Origin of the sequence: Bittarella massiliensis (ex Durand et al. 2017), from assembly GCF_017566145.1 — a bacterium.
GTDB classification, from domain to species: Bacteria; Bacillota; Clostridia; order Oscillospirales; family Ruminococcaceae; genus Bittarella; species Bittarella massiliensis_A.
On record NZ_JABFCL010000001.1, the window covers coordinates 162441 to 180400 of the forward strand.

Sequence of the window (17960 nt, forward strand, 5' to 3'; positions counted from 1 at the left end):
GGCGCACTCCCGCCCTGTTCTTCTGGGGCCATTATAGCACACTTCGCCACCGGCGGCCAGATTTCCGGCGGCAAAGGGCAGCACAAGAATCTTGTGCACCAATTTTTACAGCCTCCGAAAAGGGGGCCGCACCCAGCAGTCGGGTTCGCTCTGTCAGGCACCCCTTCCCCGCCGCCGGGACCCCATCCATGGCCGCACGGACAGCCAGTTGCCGCTGGCAGTATAACACCTGTGCCAGCTTCCCTTGAAAAGGAGTGAGCCCCCTTTTCTGTAAAGGCGCTCCCATCTGCTGGGGCCGTCTTTGCAGAAAGAGAGGGCTGGGCGCGCAGCGCACCCAGCCCTCTCTCTTTACGAAGGGGGACTCCCTATTTCTTTTTGGCAAGGGCCTCTTTGGCCTTGATCACAATGTCTTTGGCCCGCAACTCGAAGATGTCGAGCAGCTCGGCAGCGGGGCCGGACATGCCAAAGCGGTCGTAGATGCCCAGTTTTACCACCGGCACCGGGCACTCCTCGGTGACCACCTCGGCCACGGCAGAGCCCAGACCGCCGATGACGCTGTGCTCCTCGGCAGTGACGATGCAGCCGGTCTCACAGGCGGCCTTGACGATGATGTCGCGGTCGATGGGCTTGATGGTGTGGATGTTGATGACTCGGGCGCTGATCCCCTCGGCGGCCAACATCTCGGCAGCCTGCAGAGCCTCGGACACTTCCAGGCCGGTGGCGACGATGGTCAGATCGCTGCCGTCTCTCAGCTGCACGCCTTTGCCCAGCTCAAACTTATAGCCGGGATCGGTGTTGACCACCGGCACGGCCAGGCGACCAAAGCGCAGGTAGACCGGGCCGTAGTAGTTGATGGCGGCCTCCACAGCGGCCTTGGCCTCCACGTCGTCGGCGGGGTTGATGACCACCATGCCGGGAATGGTGCGCATCAGGGCGATGTCCTCGTTGCACTGGTGGGTGGCGCCGTCCTCGCCCACGGTGATGCCGGCGTGGGTGGCGCCGATCTTCACGTTCAGGTGGGGGTAGCCAACGGCATTGCGGACCTGCTCATAGGCACGGCCGGCGGCAAACATGGCAAAGGTGCTGGCAAAGGGAATTTTGCCGGTGGTGGCCAGGCCGGCGGCGATGCCCACCATGTTGGCCTCGGCAATGCCGCAGTCGATAAAGCGCTCGGGATAGGCCTTTTTAAAGGTGCCGGTCTTGGTCGCAGCCGCCAGATCGGCGTCCAGAACCACTACGTCGGGGTATTTCTCGGCCAGGTCGCGCAGCGCCTCGCCGTAACTCTCACGAGTTGCCTTTTTCACTACATCTGCCATCTTCCTACGCCTCCACTTCCGCCAAAGTCGCCTTCAGCTCGTTCATTGCAATTTCAAACTGCTCTGGGTTGGGGGCGGCGCCGTGCCACGACACGTTGTTCTCCATAAAGGAGACGCCCTTGCCCTTTACGCTCTTCTGGATGATGGCAACCGGCTTGTCGGTCACCTCTCTGGCCTCTTTAAAGGCCGCCTCGATCTGGTCGAAGTCATGGCCGTCGATCTCGATGACATGCCAGTTGAAGGCGGCGAACTTCGCGCCGATGGGATAGGGGGAGCAGACCTCCTCCACGGTGCCATCGATCTGCAGGTTGTTGTTGTCCACCACCACGGTGAGGTTGGTCAGCCCCTTGGCGCCGGCAAACATGGCGGCCTCCCAGATCTGGCCCTCCTGAATCTCGCCGTCGCCGCAGATGGCGTACACCCGATAGCTCTCGCCGGAGAGCTTGGCCGACAGGGCCATACCGCAGGCGACCGAAAGCCCCTGGCCCAGGGAGCCGGAGGACATGTCCACGCCGGGGGTCCCCTTCATGTCGGGGTGGCCCTGGAGCATGGCGTGGGGCTTGCGCAGCTTCAGCAGCTCTTCGTGGGGGAAGTACCCGCGCTCAGACAACGTGGCGTACAGCGCCGGGGCGGTGTGGCCCTTGGACAGCACCAGGCGGTCCCGATCGGCCTTCTTCGGGTCTTTCGGGTCGATGTTCATCTCCTTGAAATACAGATAAGTCATCGTGTCGGCGATGGAGAGAGAGCCACCCGGATGACCCGATTTTGCGTTGTAAACGGCCTCAACAGCGCCCATGCGGACTTTGCAAGCCTGCGCGGCAAGTTGCTTTTTTGTTGCCTGGTCCATAACGGTACCTCCTAAGTATTTTTATCACTGGGGAGAGTTCTCCCCGTATTCTGGACCCAGCCGGGCCCAGCTGCAAACGCCGGTGTGACGCGGCGATGGCATTTGAGAAAAAACGGGTTTACAGGCGGCCACAATTTTGCCGCAGGTAACCCAAAAATTCGGCGACGCCCCCCTCTAGACAGCTGGCGCAGACCATGTCGGCGTGCACCTTGATGTCCTGCGGCGCATCTGCCAGGGTGGCGGAAAAGTGCGCGGCCCGCAGCAATTCGAGGTCGTTGTAGTAGTCGCCGATGGCGGCGGTGGCGTCCTGGGGCAAACCCAGGTAGTCGGCCAGAAAGTGGAGCGCTTCCCCCTTGTTGACCCCGTCTGCCATCACCTCTAAAAACTGGGGGGCCGTCTTGACAAAGTAGACGCCCAGGTGATACTGGGACTGGAGAAAGGCCTCCAACCGCGCCATCTCCTCCGGGTCGATACAAAAGAGGACTTTATACCACTCTTGGGGGACGCTGTCCACATCCGTCACTATATATTCTAATCTATCTGTGCTGGTATGTCTATGGGCAAAGTGGTTATTTTTTGCGACATAAATTGTATCTGGGCACATGATCTCCGCCCCCAGATCGGGGAAGGCGGCGCAGGCGGCCCGCACCAGTTCCACCCCCAGGGCATGGGGCAGGCAGCGCTCGCGGATGGCGCGGCCACTCTGGTAGTCGTAGATGAGTGCCCCGTTGCAGAGGATGGCTGGAGCCGACAGCTGGACGCGGTCGAGATAGCGCCGGGCCGAGTCCTTGTGCCGGCCGGTGGCGACGGTAAAGTGGCCCCCCGCCTCGGAAAAGGCGCGAACCGCGTCGACATTTTGCTGGGGCAGGCCGATGCCTGCCCGCAGCAGGGTCCCGTCCATGTCGGAAACCACCAAATAATCGCTGATCTGCTTACTCATAAGTACCTCCGTAGCGGTTTTTCAGGGCCTGCAAAAAGGCGGTGAAATAGGGGGGCAGGTCGCTGGTAAACTCCAGGTAGCGGCCGTTCTCTGGATGGAGAAAGCCGACGGTGCGGGCGTGCAGGCACTGGCCCTGCAACCCCTTTTCCGGGTGCTTGGGGCCGTAGAGGGGGTCGCCGCAGACTGGATGGCCAATCTGGGCTGTCTGCACCCGAATTTGGTGGGTTCTGCCCGTAAAGAGCTCTAGCTTTACATGGGTGTAAGGGCCATATCTCCCCTGCACCCAGAGCTCGGTCCGGGCCGTCCGCCCGCCCTGGGCCACCACCGCCATCTTCTTGCGCTCGACAGGGTGGCGGCCCAGCTGGTTTTCCAGCGCCAGATAGGGCTCTTTGATCCCCCCGTGCAGCACCGCCTCATAGCGGCGCAGAAAGCTGTGGGCCCGAATCTGGCCGGCCAGCATCTGGTGGGCTTTGTTGGTCTTTGCCACCAGCAGCAGGCCACTGGTGTCCCGGTCCAGCCGGTGGAGGATGCCGGGGCGAAGGGGTCCCCCCACGTCGGAGAGCCCCTCCCAGCCATAGCGGGCCAGCAGGGCAGACGCCAAGCTGTCCTCCTCCCGCCCGGCGCCGGGGTGAACCACCATCCCCTTGGGCTTGTTGACCACCGCCAAACAGCTGTCTTCATAGAGGATTTCCAGCGGGAGGGGGTTGGGGCGCAGGGTGAAGGGCGCTTCCTCCTGCCGGCGCAAAACAAGCAGGTCCCCCTCCTGCAGCTTCTGCTTTTTGGAGAGAGGCCTGCCGTTGCAATCGACCTGCCCCGTTTCCAGGGCCCGTTTCACCTGGGAGCGGGAGAGCCCAGACTGGCGGCTGAGGAGCAGGTCCACCCGTTCCCCCAAATCCGCCGCCTGTACCGTGTACAAAAACTCCATGCCCTTCTCCCCTATGCGCGCTCCTCTTTGGGCGGCGCTTCACCGCCGCCCGTCTCCCCTTCATCGGCCGGAGCGGTCTCATCCTGCGGAACTGCCGGGCCGGCAGAGGACTCTTGCGCGGGTTCAGCTGAATCGTCGGCAACTTCCTCTGAGGCGGTCTCTTCTGCTTTAACGCCGCCTTCTTCGTGCTCGGTTTCCCCCGCTTCAGCAGCGACTTCCTCCACTTCGGCAGCAGTCTCCTCTGAAGGGATGGCCCCCTCTTCCGCTGCGGGCGCAGGCTCTTCTGCGCTCAAGCCGGCAATTTCCGCGCTCTCCTCCGCCGCCTCGGCGGCCAGGGGGAACACCAATTCGGCGTCGGCGTCAATGGGCTCGGCCGGGCGAACGGGGGCGGCCGCCAGCTCTTGGGCCGGCACCTCGGTCACCGCAGCGGCTTTTTTCTCCTTTTTCTGGGGGAAAAAGGTCTTGTCGAAAAAGAGGATGTCCACCACCATCACCACAATGCCGCAGACCACCAGGCAGTCGGCAAAGTTGAAAACCGGAAAGTCGATGAACTGAAACTGCAGATAGTCGATGACGCAGCCCCGGAAGATGCGGTCGATCAAATTTCCCAGGCCGCCCGCCATCACCACCAGCACACAGCCGTTGAGCACCCTGTTTTGCAGGATGTTCTTGGTGAGCACAAAGCAGCCAAAGACCAAAATCACCGTGGTGACAGCGATGAGCAGGGTGGTGCTCCCCTCCATCATCCCGAAGGCAGCCCCCCGGTTCTCCACGTAGGTGAGCCCCAGCACATTGGGGATCACCTCGATCGGGCCGGACTGCTGTAAAAAGATGACCGCCGCCATCTTCAGCAGTTGGTCCGCTGCCACCAGCGCCAGGCAGGTGGCCAATATCGTCAACATTCCCATGGGGTCTACTCCTCCTGTGTGTCGTCTGGGCCGGCAAAAGGGGCCGCCGAAAGAGCGGGCGCCCGCAGGCGTTCTCTCCCAGCTGCCCCTCTGCCAAAAAATTGTCCGCGCTACAAGTGGGGGCAACAGGCGCTCTACTTCTCAGAGACGCCCCGCTCCCCCATCTCAAAGTTCAGGTCGAACCCGGTATCAAAGAGTTCGGGGTTGATCTCCCCCGCCTTGACCGAAAAGCCCTCTTCCTCTGCCGGGGCGGCAACGGGTTCCGGGGCGGCGGACTGCTGCTCGGCCAGAGGTTGTTCCGCAGGCGCCTCAGCAGGGCTCTCCTCCTCGGCGGGCTCCTCCGCCGGGATCTGGGAGATGACCTCGATGTGGTTGCGGTAGAGGGAGAGCAGCGCCCCCTTAAAGGAGGACACCTCGGCCTTCATCCGCGCCAGTTCATCCTGGTAGAAGTGGATCTTGTCCTCTGACTTGGAGAGCATGCTCTCGGACTTGATGGTGGCATCGCGCATGATGATGTCGGCCTTCTGGCGCGCCTCGGCGATCACCGAATTGCCCAGCTTCTGGGCGCCCAACAGGGCCGCCCGCAGGCTGTCCTCATCCTTTCGGTAGTCCTCCAACTTGTCGGCCAGCAGTTCCAGTTTCTGCTCCAGATCCGCCTTTTCCGCCTCCAGCTTCTCGACGGTGACAATGACCTCGTCGATAAAATCGTCCACCGAGTCGGCCTTGTAGCCCTTCATCCCTGAGCGCTCAAAGGTCGCGTTCTTGATTTGCTCCAGTGTCAGCATCCTCTATCCTCCTACAAATACTTCTGTGCGGTGATGCCGAGGCGGCCCTTTTTGGTGGGCCCGCCCACGGCGGTCAATACAAATCTCCCCGCCCCGCGGACGGAGAGGACGTCTCCCTCTTCCAGCGGCTCGGAGGGAGAGAGCACCTCCCGGTGGTTGAGCTGTACCTGGCCGGACTGCACCAACTGGGTGCAGCGGCCCCGGCTCTGGCGCAGCAGAACACCGAGCACCCCGTCCAGCCGCAGGGAGGCCACCGTCCCCCCGATCTCCTCAAAGCGCTGGGGAGGCACCTGGTCCATTTTTCCCTCTTCTACGCGCACCCCAACGCGCCCCACCTTTTTGATCTCCAGGGCCAGGGGGGCGGCGTTTTGGTGCAAAAAGGCCACCGTCTCGCCCTCTCCCACAAAGATGTCGCCCACCAGCCGGCGCGCAATCTCCAGCGAGAGAAGGGCCCCTAAAAAATCCCGGTGGGTGAGCGCGTCCTGTCGGCGGTAGAGAAAGCGCAGGGGGCGGATGGGAAAGCCCCCCTCCCCGATGGGCGGGCCGCCGCTGATGGTCAGCACCGTCCGACGGCAATCGGGATGGCCGCCGAAAAAGCGGTGCTCCACCTCGGTGTGGGCGGCGAGCATGGGGGCGCAGAGCAACCGCTGCCGCTCGTCGAGAAAGTAGGTGCTCTTGCAGGCGCTGCGGGCGTAGCAGCTCTCCACCATCTCTTCAATTCCCCGCAGAAAGAGGTTCTCCCCCTCGTCTGCGGGCAAAACAGCGCGCACCTTTTTAGAAGAAGATGCCGTTGTTTTCCAGCTCGTCCATCAAATCGCCCACCAGGTCTACATTGTAGGGGGTGATGATGAAGGTGCTGTTGGCGACCCGCTGAATCTGGCCGTTATTGGCATAGGCCACCCCGCTGAGAAAATCCACCAGCCGGCGGGAGATGTCCTTGTTGGTCCCCTCTAAGTTGAGGACCACCGTCCGCTTGGCGTTGAGGTGGTCGGCCACAGCGGAAGCATCTTCAAACTTCTCGGGCTTGACCAAAACCACCTGCAGCTGGGCGGTGGTGTTGATGTTCACTACCTTGTTGCGCTTGGATGCCACTTCATCGTATCCCACGACCGTCGTCTCCTCCTGTTTCTTGGCAGAGGGGGTGCTGCTCAGAAAATCCACCTCGCCGGTGCCCTCAAAATCGTCCTCATATCCCTCTTCGTCGGAGTCCATCCCCATGAAGTCTTTAAACTTGTCGACCAAACCCATTGTCCTGTTTCCTCCTAAATTTGCGATTGCCGCTCTCCAAAGAGAATGCTGCCCAGGCGCACCTGGGTGCTCCCGCAGGAGACGGCTGTTTCAAAATCGCCAGACATGCCCAGCGAAAGAGTTTCCATAAAGACATTATCTAATCTTTCGTGCTTTATGTCAATAAATAGTTTCTCCATCTCCCGAAAATAGGGGGCGGCGCCATCGCCCTCGGCGGCGGGGGGGATGGCCATCAAACCCGTAATGCGCACCCCCGGCAAGGCTGCGATCTGGGGCAAAACCCCTTCCAGTTCCCCCTTGGCGAAGCCGGATTTGCTGGCCTCGCCGCCGATGTTGACTTCCAGCAGAATGTCCATTCGCCGGCCAATGGCGGCGCAGCGGCGGCTGATCTCCTCGGCCAGAGCCAGGGAATCCACGCTCTCGATGCGGTCCACCTTGTCGGCGATGTACTTGACCTTGTTGCGCTGCAGGTGGCCGATGAAGGCGATTTTCAGCCCCTCTTTGTGGTAGCTGTCATACTTGTCCAAAAACTCTTGCACCCGGTTTTCACCGATAAGGGAGATGCCGCTGTCAATAAACTGGTTGACCCGCTCGGCCGGCACCGTCTTGGTGACGGCCATCAGCGCCACCTCGTCGCCGCTGCGCCCGGCGGCGCGGGCCGCCCGGTCGATGCGGCCGCGAATGTCCCGCAGGACGCGCGCCGGATCAGAGATATTTTCCATCGTAGAGGTCCTTCCCTTCCACAAATACTTCATCGTAGAGCTCCAGGTAGCGGACGGTGGTCTCCTCCCCTGTCTCCTCGTTTTTGACCGTCTCTTCAGGGGTGGCGGCCTGTTCCACCAGCAGGTAGTCCCCCTCTTCCACCAATACATTGACCCGTTTGAAGCGAACGGTGCCGCCGTCTTTCACGTAGACGCCCTTGACCCCGTTTTCCACCCGCAGGGCCTGGGCGGGCACCCGCAGGCCGCCCAGCCGCTTGTTGCTCAGACGGATGTTCTGAATGCGCAGGTTGACCAGATCCTTGGTGATGTAGTCACAGCGCAACACCACCAGATTCTCTCCCCCTTCGCCGGGGGTGATGCGTTCCACCACCACCGGCACCTCCTCGTTGTAAGCGCCCAGGAACTCCACGTAGAGGGTGGCCCCCTCCTTGACCCAGCGCAGCTTTTCGTCGGGGAGGATGCAGGCCACATACCAGTCAAAGTCCTTGACCAGCTTGCCCAGAGGGTTGCCCTCCACGGCGGCCGGCTGGCTCTTGCCGTCGAGGATGTCCTGTACCTGGGCGGCGGTCATCCCCTCCAGCGCCTGGGGGGTCAGCACCTCTTCGTAGCCGTCCACCGCACTGGAAAAATAGCCGGAGGCGGGGGCGTATTCGTAGGAGACCTTGCCCCCCAGCTGGCTGTTGAGGCTGTCGATCTGGCTCTGCAGGGCGCTCATCTGGGCGGTGTAGTCCACCGCCTGGCCGGTGGCCGCCTGACGGCGGCTGATCTGGGCCAGCAGTTGGTTTTTGTAGTCGGCGCTCTTGGCGTAGTTGCCGCCCTGAAACTCCCCTTCCATCTGGGCGATGGTCTTGCCGATCTGGGTACCCAGAGCCGAGGGATCGGTCACCGAGGTGGATAGGGTGCTGGACTCCTTGAGCATATCCAGTTCTCTCTGCAGGGCGCGCACCTTGCTCACCAGGGCCGAATCGCTCTCGCTGGCGTATACTTCAGAGATCAGTTCCCCCCCCGACACCTTGGAGCCGTCGGTGAGGGAGTAGTTGAAGTAGCCCTCCTGGCTGGCGCGCAGGACCTGCGCGTCCCGGATGGCCAGTCCCTTGGTAGTGGCGGACGAGCTCATCACATAGCTGACGGCCACCTCGGTCTTGTTGCGGTTGAAGTAAATCTGAAAGGCCTGCACCCCCACATAGAGGATGAGCAGCAGGCAGAGGCCGGCAATTCCCAGCCATTTGAGCACCTTTTTCAACGCGTTTGCCCCTTCCTTTCTCTCCCGGTCAGCCCTCTAGGTGACAGCGGGCAATCTCCATCGCCCGCTGAAAGATCTCTTCGTCGGTGGTTTGCTCCCCCGCGTCGATCCAGTGGATGGATCGATTTCGCCGAAACCAGGTCAGCTGCCGTTTGGCGTAGTTGCGGGTGCGCTTTTTCAGGTTCTCCAGCCCCTCTTCCAGGGTGCAGTTGCCCTCAAAATAATCGGCCAGCTCCTTATAGCCAATGGCCTGTTGGGCTGTCTGGTACTCCCGCCGCTCGGTGTAAAAGGCCAGCGCCTCGGAGATGAGGCCCTGCTCCACCATCCGGTCCACCCGCCGGTTGATGCGGTTGTAGAGCAGTTCCCGGTCGCTGTACTCGATCCCCAGGTAGCAGGCGTCGTAGAGCTTGGGAGTGGCGGCGGCCTGCTTTTGCAATTCACTCATCTTCTGGCCGGTGACCTCCATGGTCTCCAGAGCCCGGAGCACCCGGCCAGTGTTGTTCTGGTGGAGTTTTTCAGCCAGCTCCGGGTCCAGGGCGGCCAGCTTGCGGTACATCTCCTCCGGCCCCTGGCAAGCCAGCTCTTTTTTCAGCCGGGCCCGCACCTCCTCGTCCACCCTCGCGTCATCAAAGCAGAGGTTGCCCACCAGGGCGTCCACATAGAGGCCGGTCCCCCCGGCCACGATGGGCAGGCGACCCCGTTCGGCGATGCCGGCGATGATCCGTTTGGCGTCCACCACGTAGTCGGCCACGCTGTAACGGCGGGTGGGGGGGACAAAGTCGATCAGGTGGTGGGGCACCCCCTCCATCTCCTCCGGGGTGGGCTTGGCGGTGGCGATGTCCATCCCGGTGTATATCTGCATGGAATCGGCAGAGACGATCTCTCCGTCGAGGGCTTTGGCCAGTTTGACCGCCAGCGCCGATTTGCCTGACGCCGTCGGCCCCACCACGGCCAAAATCTTCAGCGGCTTCTCCAACTCAAATCACAGCCTTCCAAATAATTTCTCGATGTCCTTCTTGGTCTGCTCGATGACGATCGGCCTGCCGTGGGGGCAGTACTTGACGATGTCGTAGCGGTAGATGTCCTCCATCAGCTGCTGCAGCTCGTACTGGGTGGAGCGGTTGCCCCCCTTGATGGCCGCCCGGCAGGCGATGGAGTTGAAGAGCCAGTCGATGTGGGAGGCGCTGACCTCCTGCTCGCCCTTGGCAAGATTGGAGGCCACCTCCTCAAAGATGCCGGCAATGTCGCAGTTTTGAAGGAAGGAGGGGATTTCCCGCACCACCATGGCGCTGACCCCCAACTCCTCGGCGATGAAGCCGGCGTTTTGCAGCAGTTCCCGGTGCTCGAGCACAGCGCTGATCTCCTCCGGCGCCAGGGTCACGGCCACCGGCTCCAGGAGGATCTGGCGGGCGATCTGCCGGTACTCCCGCTTGAGCCGCTCAAAGAGGATGCGCTCGTGGGCGGCGTGCTTGTCCACGATGAAGAAGCGGTCCTCGGTGCAGGCGAGGATGTAGGTGTGAAAGAGCTCCCCCACCACAGTGGGCACCTCGCCCTCTGCCCCGCCCGCCGAGGGGGCCGCCCACTGCAGCTGCCCGTCCTCCTGCGCCACCGAGTCGGCGGGGGCGCTGAGGGCAGCAGGGCGGGGCGAGGCCGGACGGACGGAGGCGGTTTCGGGGCGGCGCTCCCCTTTGGCGGAGAAGATGCCGGACAGGCGGGTGGGCTGCTGCGAGGCTGCTTTGGGCGCAGGCCGCTCTGTGGCCGGGGCAGGGCGTTCCCCCAGGGTTTCGCCGCGCAGGGCGGCGCTGCGGCGCAGCAGATCGGCGGCAGCGCCGCTCACCCCAATGCCGTAGCGGCCGTCCGGGGTGCGGGGCGCGGCGGCGGTGCTGTGCAGCTCCCCCGTGCCCCGCGCGGCGCTTTCCCCGGCGAAGGGGGCTGCAGGGCGCCAGCCGCCTGCCCCCTTTTCCAGCGGCAGCGGCTGCTCCGCCGCCTTGGCCCGGCCCGGAGAGAGGGCCGCCGTCCGGTCGGAAAAATTGAGGATGGCGCTCTTGGCGGCGGTGTAGACGGCGCGAAAGACGTCGTTTTCGGCGGCAAAGCGCACCTCGATCTTGGCTGGGTGGACGTTGACGTCCACCAGCTCGTTGGGCATCTCGATGAAGAGGAAGCAGGCGGGAAATTTGCCCGCCATCAGCACATTTTTATAGCCCTGTTCCAGAGCGGCCATCCCGGTCTTGGTCTTGACGAACCGGCCGTTGACATAAAAGTGCTGCAGGGTGCGGTTGGACTTGGCGTACTGGGGCTTGGAGATGTAGCCGCTCACCCGGTAGGGCGGGGCCTCGTGGCTCACCTCAATGAGGTTGTCCGCCACCGACTTGCCGAAGAGTTCGCGGACGGCGTCCTTCAGCCGGCCGGTGCCGGGGGTGTGCAGCTTGTCCACCCCGTCGCGGATAAAGCGAAAGGAGATCTGCGGGTGGGAGAGGGCGGTCTTCTGCACCACCGACTCCACCGCGTTGCCCTCGGTGACGTTCTTCTTTAAAAATTTCATCCGCGCCGGGGTGTTGTAGAAGATGTCCCGGGCGATGATGGTGGTGCCCTGAGGACAGCCGGCGTCCTCGCACTCGCCCCCCACCCCGCCCTCGATGCAGTAGCGGGTGCCGAGCTGGCTGTCGGGGGTGCGGGTCAAGAGCTCCACCCGGCAGACCGCGGCGATGGCGGCCAGCGCCTCTCCCCGGAAGCCCAGGGTGCCAATATGGCCCAAGTCCTCCTCGCAGGCAATCTTGCTGGTGGCGTGGCGGAGAAAGGCAGTGGGCACGTCCTCCCTGCCGATGCCGCCGCCGTTGTCGGTGATGCGGATGAGGCGGATGCCCCCCTCCCCGATCTCCACCGTGATGGCGTTTGCCCCGGCGTCAATGGCGTTTTCGATGAGCTCTTTTACAATGGACGACGGGCGCTCCACCACCTCTCCGGCGGCGATGAGTTCCGCCACATGGCCCTGCAACAGGTTGATCTTACGGCCCACAGGCCCTCCCTCCTCTTCTCTTTAAAATCATTTTTCCCGCCAGGCCCTACTCCCTGGCGATCTTCACCAACTCGTAGAGGAAATTGAGGGCCTCGATGGGGGTGTAGGCGTTGGGGTCGATCTCCCGGACCTTCTGCACCAGGGCGCTCTCCACCGCCGAGGAGAAGAGGTCGGGCACCGCCTCCTCCTGCGGGGCGGTCGGCGCGGCGGTCTGGGGGGCCTGGGCCTCCAACGAGGCCAAAATCTCCTTGGCCCGCTCCACCACCGCGCCGGTCACCCCCGCCAGTTTGGCCACCTCGATGCCATAGCTCTCGTCGGCCCCGCCGGGGACAATCCGCCGCAGGAAGGTGATGTCGTCCCCCCGCTTCTTCACGGCGATGTTGTAATTTTTCACGTTGGACAGGGCCTTCTCCACCTCGGTGAGTTCGTGGTAGTGGGTGGCAAAAAGGGTCTTGGCCCCCAACTTTTTGGGGTCGGCGATGTACTCGATCACCGCCCGGGCAATGCTCATCCCGTCAAAGGTGGAGGTGCCGCGGCCGATCTCGTCTAAAATCAAGAGACTCTGCTTGGTGGCGTTGTCCAGTATGTAGGCCACCTCGCTCATCTCCACCATGAAGGTGGATTTGCCGGCCGACAGGTCGTCGGAGGCGCCCACCCGGGTGAAGACTGCGTCCACGACGCCGATCTCCGCCGCCGAGGCGGGGACAAAGCAGCCCACCTGGGCCATGAGGGTGATGAGGGCCACCTGCCGCATGTAGGTGGATTTGCCGGCCATGTTGGGGCCGGTGATGATGGCCACCAGATTGTCCCGCCCGTCCAAAAGGGTGTCGTTGGGGACAAAGGGCACATCCTTTTGCAGCTGCTCCACCACCGGGTGGCGGCCATCCCTGATCTGGATGCGGCTGCCGCCGGTCACCTGGGGCCGGCAGTAGCCGTTGCGGGCAGACACCTCGGCAAAGGAGCAGAAGACGTCCAGCCGGGCCAGGGCCTTGGCGGTGGCCTCCACCTCCTCAATGCGGGCGGCGATCTCCTTGCAGACGCCGTCGTAGAGGGTGCGCTCCAGGGTGATGATGCTGTCGCTCGCGCCCAGGATGCGGTTTTCCAGCTCCTTGAGCTCCTGGGTGATATACCGTTCGCAGTTGACCAGGGTCTGCTTGCGGATAAAGCCGTCGGGCACCAGTTCGGTCTGGGACTTGCTGACCTCGATAAAATAGCCGAACACCTTGTTGAAGCCGATCTTCAGGTTGCGGATGCCGGTCTCCTCTTTCAGGCGAGCCTCCATCTGCATGAGGATGTCCTTGCTGTTTTCGATCAGGTCCCGCAGCTGGTCCACCTCGGCGTTATAGCCCCGCTTGATGACCCGGCCGTCCTTGAGACTCACCGGCGGGTCGTCTTCAATGGCCCGGTCCACCAGCTCTTTGATCTCGGGCAGTTCGCTGATTTGCAGGTGGCACTCCGCCAGGGCGCTGCTGTGCAGCTCGGCCAGCAGTGTCCGGACAGGGGGGAGCTGTTGTGCTGTAAAGGAGAGCGCCTTTACTTCTTTGGGAGAGGCGCTGCCGTAGACGATGCGGGACATCAGCCGCTCCACATCGGCGATGTGGGAGAGGTGTTCGGCAATGTCGGCGCGCGCCGAGGGTTGATTCACCAACTCCTCCACCGCATCCAGCCGCTTTTCGATGTGGACGATGTTTTGCAGCGGCTGTTCCAGATAGCTGCGGATGAGCCGCTTGCCCATGGCGGTGCGGGTGCGGTCAAGCACCCAGAGCAGGCTGCCCTTCTTCTCCCCCCGGCGCATGGTCTCGGTGAGTTCTAGGTTGCGGCGGGTGTTGATGTCCAGGTTCATGTACTGCTCACAGCGGTAAAACTCCAGTTCCCGGATGCGAGAGACCCCTTTTTGCTGGGTGTGGTCCAGATAGTGCAGCAGGATGGAGAGGGCCAGGGTGCACTCCTCCCTGTCCTCGAGCTGCAAGTCGGAGAGGGAGATGGCGTCGAACTGGGCGAGGATGCGTGCCTCGTTTTCCTCGCTGCCAAACTGGTCGCCCACCAGCTTGACCACCCGGCAGCCAATGGCCTCCTTCACCGCCTCCAGGTGGTATTTCAGCTGGAGGGAATTTTGGCAGAGGAGGATCTCACTGGGGGAGAATTTCCCCAGCTGGTCCACCAGCTTCTGGCGGACATCCCGCCCCCGCAGTTCGGTGACCAGGCACTCTCCGGTGGAGACGTCGGCAAAGCAGACCCCGCAGCGGTTTTTCCCGGTGGCCACGGCACAGAGATAGTTGTTCTTCCCCTCCTCCAGCATCCCGCCCTCCAGCAGGGTGCCGGGGGTGTAGATGCGAATGACCTCCCGCTCCACCAAATTGGGGCCCTTGGTGGGCTCGCTCATCTGCTCGCAGACGGCCACGTTGTACCCCTTTTTCAGCAGCCGCTGAATGTAGGCCTCGCAGCTGTGGTAGGGCACGCCGCACATGGGGGCGCGCTCCTCCTGGCCGCAGTCGCGGCCGGTGAGGGTCAGCTCCAGCTCTTTGGAGGCCTTGATGGCGTCGTCAAAGAACATCTCGTAGAAGTCACCCAGGCGAAAAAAGAGAATTTCGTCTTTGTGCTGCTCCTTGATGTCCATGTACTGCTGCATCATCGGTGACAGTGGTGCCATTTTTTACCTCTCCATCCAATCAAAGTGTGCGAAAGAAAAAGGGGCGGCGCAGCCCTCCCCCGCCGGGGAGAAGCCGCCCGCCGCGCCCCGCTTACTGCCCGCAGCCGGAGCAGGAGGAGCAGTTGCCGCCACAGCCGGCGGCGCTCACGTCGATCTCGTCAGGATCCTCGCCGTTGATGGCCATCATCAAAATGGTGTTGATCTGGTTGGCCAGCTTGTCCACCTCGTCCTTGGCGGCGCTGAAGGCCAGCATGTGGGGGTTTTTCATGATCTCGGCGTAGAGGGTGCGCATCTCGGCGTTGAGCTGGTCGATGCGGGCTTTGTCCTTCTCGCTCTTGCTCATCTCGGCGTTGAGGTTCATCCGCACCAGGTTGAACTTGCCGATGGCAGCCCCCAGCTCCTTGTCCTCGTCGTTTTGCTGCTGGGCCAGCTGCAGGGCCAGGTAGCGCTCGTCCTTCTGAATCTCCTTGGCCAACTCTCTGGCCTGTGCGATAATATCCACTGTAAAATCCTCCACTCTCCTCCCCGCGCCCTCTGGCGGGCTTTGGGGGGACAAATTGATCAATTTTTCTTTTGGGATTGGGGCGGGGTTAAACCAGCTCCCCCGCCACCGCCCAGTTTTGCGCCTCGGTGACCTTGACCCGGACAAACTGGCCGCTCAGGCTCTCGTCTCCGGCAAAGGAGACCACCGTTCCGTGTTCGTCCCGCCCGTTCATCTGTCCGGGCTGCTTGCCGGGGCCCTCCACCAGCACCCGCAGGGTCTGGCCTACCAGACCCGCAAAGCGGGCGCTGCCGATGGCGCGCTGCACCTCTTGCAGATGGGCAAACCAGCGGCTCTTCTCGGCCGCGGGGACGGGGTCGTCCATCCCCGCGGCGCGGGTGCCCGGCCGGGGGGAGAAGATGAAGATGAAGAGGCTGGCGTAGCCCACCTCCCGCACCAGTTCCACCGTCTGCAAAAACTCCTCTTCGCTCTCACCGGGGAAGCCGACAATGATGTCGCTGGTAAAGGTGACGCCGGGGATGGCCGCCTTGGCATAGGCGATCTTTTCCAGGTAGCCGGCCCGGTCGTAGTGGCGGTTCATCTCCCGCAGGACCCGGTCACTGCCCGACTGCACCGGCAGGTGGATGTGGCTGCAGATCTTTTCTTCTCTGGCGATGAGGTCTAGGAGCTTGTGGGTGATGTCCTTGGGGTGGGAGGTCATGAACCGCACCCAGAAGTCGCCGGGGATGCGGCAGATGCGCGCGAGCAAATCCGCAAAATCGCAGGATTCCTCCAGCCCTTTGCCGTAGCTGTTGACGTTTTGCCCCAGCAGGGTGATCTCTTTATACCCGGCCTCCACCAGGCCGCGCACCTCGGCCACCACGTCTTCGGGGCGGCGGCTGACCTCCCGGCCGCGCACCAGGGGCACCACGCAGTAGGAGCAGAAATTGTCGCAGCCGTACATGATGGGGACCCAGGCCTTGACCGACCCGTCCCGGCGCACCGGCATCCCCTCGACGATCGCGTTCTCCCCCTCCTCGGCGTCAAAGACCCGGGCGGGGCTGCCCTGCCGCCCCCGCAGCACCTGGCAGAGGTTTTGGGGAAAATTTTGCAGGGCGTGGGTGCCAAAGACCAAATCCACAAAGGGGTAGCTGCGGCGGATGCGCTCCTGCACCGGCTTTTGCTGCATCATACAGCCGCACAGGCCGATGACCATGCCGGGGTTTTTGGCCTTGTATCCCTTGAGGGCGCCCACGTTGCCGTAGAGCTTCTGCTCGGCGTGTTCCCGCACGGCACAGGTGTTGTAGATGACCAGGTCGGCCTCCTCCCGGCGCTCGGTGAAATCGTAGCCGATCTCGGCGAGCATCCCCTTGATCTTCTCCCCGTCGCTGACATTTTGCTGGCAGCCGTAGGAGTGGATGTGGGCCAGGGGCCGCCGGGCCCCGTAAAGGGCGCGGCACTGCTGTCTGGCGGCCTCGATTCCCGCTGTGGAAAAGCGGGGAGAAGGCGGGTTTGTTTGGCTCTTCAAAGGTGTTCCTCCTAATTTGTCCATTCGCGTTTTATCATACCATTTTTGTCTCTTTGCTTCAAGTTCCGGTTGTGAAGATTGTGAAAATTCGCAGAAAACCTTCCATCTTTTTTCCGGGTATACTATAATTGGAATTTATAAGGATGTGATTTTTTGAAACCGACACAAGACTTCAACTTCAAACGGTGGGTCTGGCCCATCACCTACGGCATTCTGCTCTTCTTCTTGCTGCAGAACATCGACCGCATCTTCAACCTGGCGGACGGGATGATGGGGCTACTCTCCCCCATTGTCATCGGCTTTTTCATCGCCTTTATCCTCAACATTCCCATGCGGGCCATCGAGCGGGGGCTGGTCAACCGCTTCCTCATCCGCAAGGAACTGCCCTCCCTGCGCCGCACCGTCTCCATCCTCTTAACGCTGCTGGCGGTGGCGCTCCTCTTCACCGTCATCGTCCGCTACGTGGGCCCTCAACTCACCGACAGCGTGATGCTGCTGGGCCGGCAGATGCCCGGCTACATGAACGAGGTGCAAAAGTGGGTGACCGACATCTCGCAAAACGTCGAACTGCCCGCCGAAGTGGCCACCAAACTCACCACCTACTTTAACGATGCCCTGCAGTGGCTGCTCAACTTCCTCACCGACTTTGTGCCAAAACTCATCGGCGGGGTGGTGGGCTTTGCCTCCAGCCTCATCAACGTCTTCATGGGGTTCGTCTTTGCCCTCTACATGCTCTTTAACAAGGAGAAGATGGTGCGCGGGGTGAAAAAGCTCACCGCCGCCATCCTCCCCGAAAATATTTTCCACAAAGTACACGATGTGGCCTCTCTCACCAACAGCACCTTCAACGGCTACTTCACCGGCCAGCTCACCGAGGCCTTCGTCCTCGGCGGCCTCTGCTTTTTGGGGATGAGCATCTTCCGCTTCCCCTACGCCCCCCTCATCAGTGTCATTGTAGGGGTCACCGCCCTCATCCCCATTCTAGGCGCCTATCTGGGGGCCATCCCCAGTGCCTTCCTCATCCTCATTGAAAGCCCCATCAAGGCCCTTTGGTTTGTCATCTTCATCGTCTGCCTGCAGCAGTTGGAGGGCAGTCTCATCTACCCCCGCATCGTGGGCTCCTCCATCGGCCTCACCGGCTTTTGGGTGATGGCGGCCCTCATTGTGGGCGGCGGCGTTGCCGGGATCCCCGGGGTCATCATCGGCGTCCCCGCCTGCTCGGTCCTCTATACCCTCACCTCGAAAAAGACAAACGAGGTCCTCAAGAAAAAGCAGATGGACATCCGCTAACTCCCGCCGGCAAAAGGCGCAGCCCCGGCCACGCGCTGGAGCTGCGCCTTTGTCGTCCATG

16 protein-coding genes are annotated in these 17960 nt (G+C 62.3%); 1 reads left to right on the top strand and 15 read right to left on the bottom strand.

What is annotated here, in order from left to right; all coding sequences use genetic code 11:
• Positions 1 to 365: 365 nt before the first annotated feature.
• From HJY11_RS00830 to miaB, 15 genes are all read right to left on the bottom strand, one after another.
• Positions 366 to 1316 carry a transketolase family protein gene (locus HJY11_RS00830; protein WP_208074192.1) on the bottom strand — a complete coding sequence of 317 codons (951 nt, stop codon included), beginning with the start codon at positions 1314 to 1316 and terminating at the stop codon, positions 366 to 368.
• A 4-nt stretch (positions 1317 to 1320) separates the two neighbouring features.
• The gene (locus HJY11_RS00835; RefSeq protein ID WP_208074193.1) at positions 1321 to 2163 is read right to left on the bottom strand and encodes a transketolase; all 843 of its coding nucleotides are present in this window, start codon (positions 2161 to 2163) and stop codon (positions 1321 to 1323) included.
• A gap of 118 nt (positions 2164 to 2281) precedes the next feature.
• A complete protein-coding gene (locus HJY11_RS00840) occupies positions 2282 to 3103 on the bottom strand; it encodes a Cof-type HAD-IIB family hydrolase (protein WP_208074194.1) in 822 nt (273 codons plus the stop codon).
• Positions 3096 to 4028 (bottom strand): RluA family pseudouridine synthase, encoded by a 933-nt coding sequence (locus HJY11_RS00845; protein WP_208074195.1) that lies wholly within the window; start codon positions 4026 to 4028, stop codon positions 3096 to 3098. The genes HJY11_RS00840 and HJY11_RS00845 overlap by 8 nt, the downstream gene beginning before the upstream one ends.
• An 11-nt stretch (positions 4029 to 4039) precedes the next feature.
• Entirely contained in the window at positions 4040 to 4936 is an 897-nt protein-coding gene (gene lspA, locus HJY11_RS00850; protein ID WP_208074196.1) for a signal peptidase II, read from the bottom strand.
• Positions 4937 to 5070: 134 nt separating this feature from the next.
• Positions 5071 to 5721: a DivIVA domain-containing protein gene (locus tag HJY11_RS00855; RefSeq protein WP_208074197.1), complete on the bottom strand. Its 651-nt coding sequence runs from the start codon at positions 5719 to 5721 to the stop codon at positions 5071 to 5073.
• Positions 5722 to 5732: 11 nt separating this feature from the next.
• The gene (locus HJY11_RS00860) at positions 5733 to 6479 is read right to left on the bottom strand and encodes a YlmH/Sll1252 family protein (protein ID WP_208074198.1); all 747 of its coding nucleotides are present in this window, start codon (positions 6477 to 6479) and stop codon (positions 5733 to 5735) included.
• A 16-nt stretch (positions 6480 to 6495) separates the two neighbouring features.
• Positions 6496 to 6969: a cell division protein SepF gene (locus tag HJY11_RS00865; RefSeq protein ID WP_208074199.1), complete on the bottom strand. Its 474-nt coding sequence runs from the start codon at positions 6967 to 6969 to the stop codon at positions 6496 to 6498.
• 14 nt (positions 6970 to 6983) lie between these two features.
• Complete coding sequence (locus HJY11_RS00870; protein WP_208074200.1) at positions 6984 to 7691, bottom strand: YggS family pyridoxal phosphate-dependent enzyme; 708 nt, start codon at positions 7689 to 7691, stop codon at positions 6984 to 6986.
• The gene (locus tag HJY11_RS00875) at positions 7675 to 8925 is read right to left on the bottom strand and encodes an HlyD family efflux transporter periplasmic adaptor subunit (RefSeq protein WP_368041524.1); all 1251 of its coding nucleotides are present in this window, start codon (positions 8923 to 8925) and stop codon (positions 7675 to 7677) included. Before HJY11_RS00875 ends, HJY11_RS00870 begins: the two co-directional genes overlap by 17 nt.
• Before the next feature lie 37 nt (positions 8926 to 8962).
• On the bottom strand, positions 8963 to 9910 hold the full coding sequence (miaA, locus tag HJY11_RS00880; protein WP_208074202.1) for a tRNA (adenosine(37)-N6)-dimethylallyltransferase MiaA: 948 nt from the start codon (positions 9908 to 9910) through the stop codon (positions 8963 to 8965).
• 6 nt (positions 9911 to 9916) lie between these two features.
• Complete coding sequence (mutL, locus tag HJY11_RS00885) at positions 9917 to 11950, bottom strand: DNA mismatch repair endonuclease MutL (RefSeq protein ID WP_208074203.1); 2034 nt, start codon at positions 11948 to 11950, stop codon at positions 9917 to 9919.
• 46 nt (positions 11951 to 11996) lie between these two features.
• Positions 11997 to 14600, bottom strand: a complete 2604-nt coding sequence (gene mutS, locus HJY11_RS00890; RefSeq protein WP_208074204.1) for a DNA mismatch repair protein MutS — start codon at positions 14598 to 14600, stop codon at positions 11997 to 11999.
• Between the two features lie 91 nt (positions 14601 to 14691).
• On the bottom strand, positions 14692 to 15102 hold the full coding sequence (locus HJY11_RS00895; RefSeq protein ID WP_185915098.1) for a YlbF family regulator: 411 nt from the start codon (positions 15100 to 15102) through the stop codon (positions 14692 to 14694).
• A gap of 88 nt (positions 15103 to 15190) precedes the next feature.
• Positions 15191 to 16609 (bottom strand): tRNA (N6-isopentenyl adenosine(37)-C2)-methylthiotransferase MiaB, encoded by a 1419-nt coding sequence (gene miaB / locus HJY11_RS00900; RefSeq protein WP_243764081.1) that lies wholly within the window; start codon positions 16607 to 16609, stop codon positions 15191 to 15193.
• A gap of 153 nt (positions 16610 to 16762) precedes the next feature.
• Between miaB and HJY11_RS00905 the strand changes: the two genes are divergently transcribed.
• Entirely contained in the window at positions 16763 to 17899 is a 1137-nt protein-coding gene (locus HJY11_RS00905) for an AI-2E family transporter (RefSeq protein ID WP_208074206.1), read from the top strand.
• Positions 17900 to 17960: the final 61 nt, after the last annotated feature.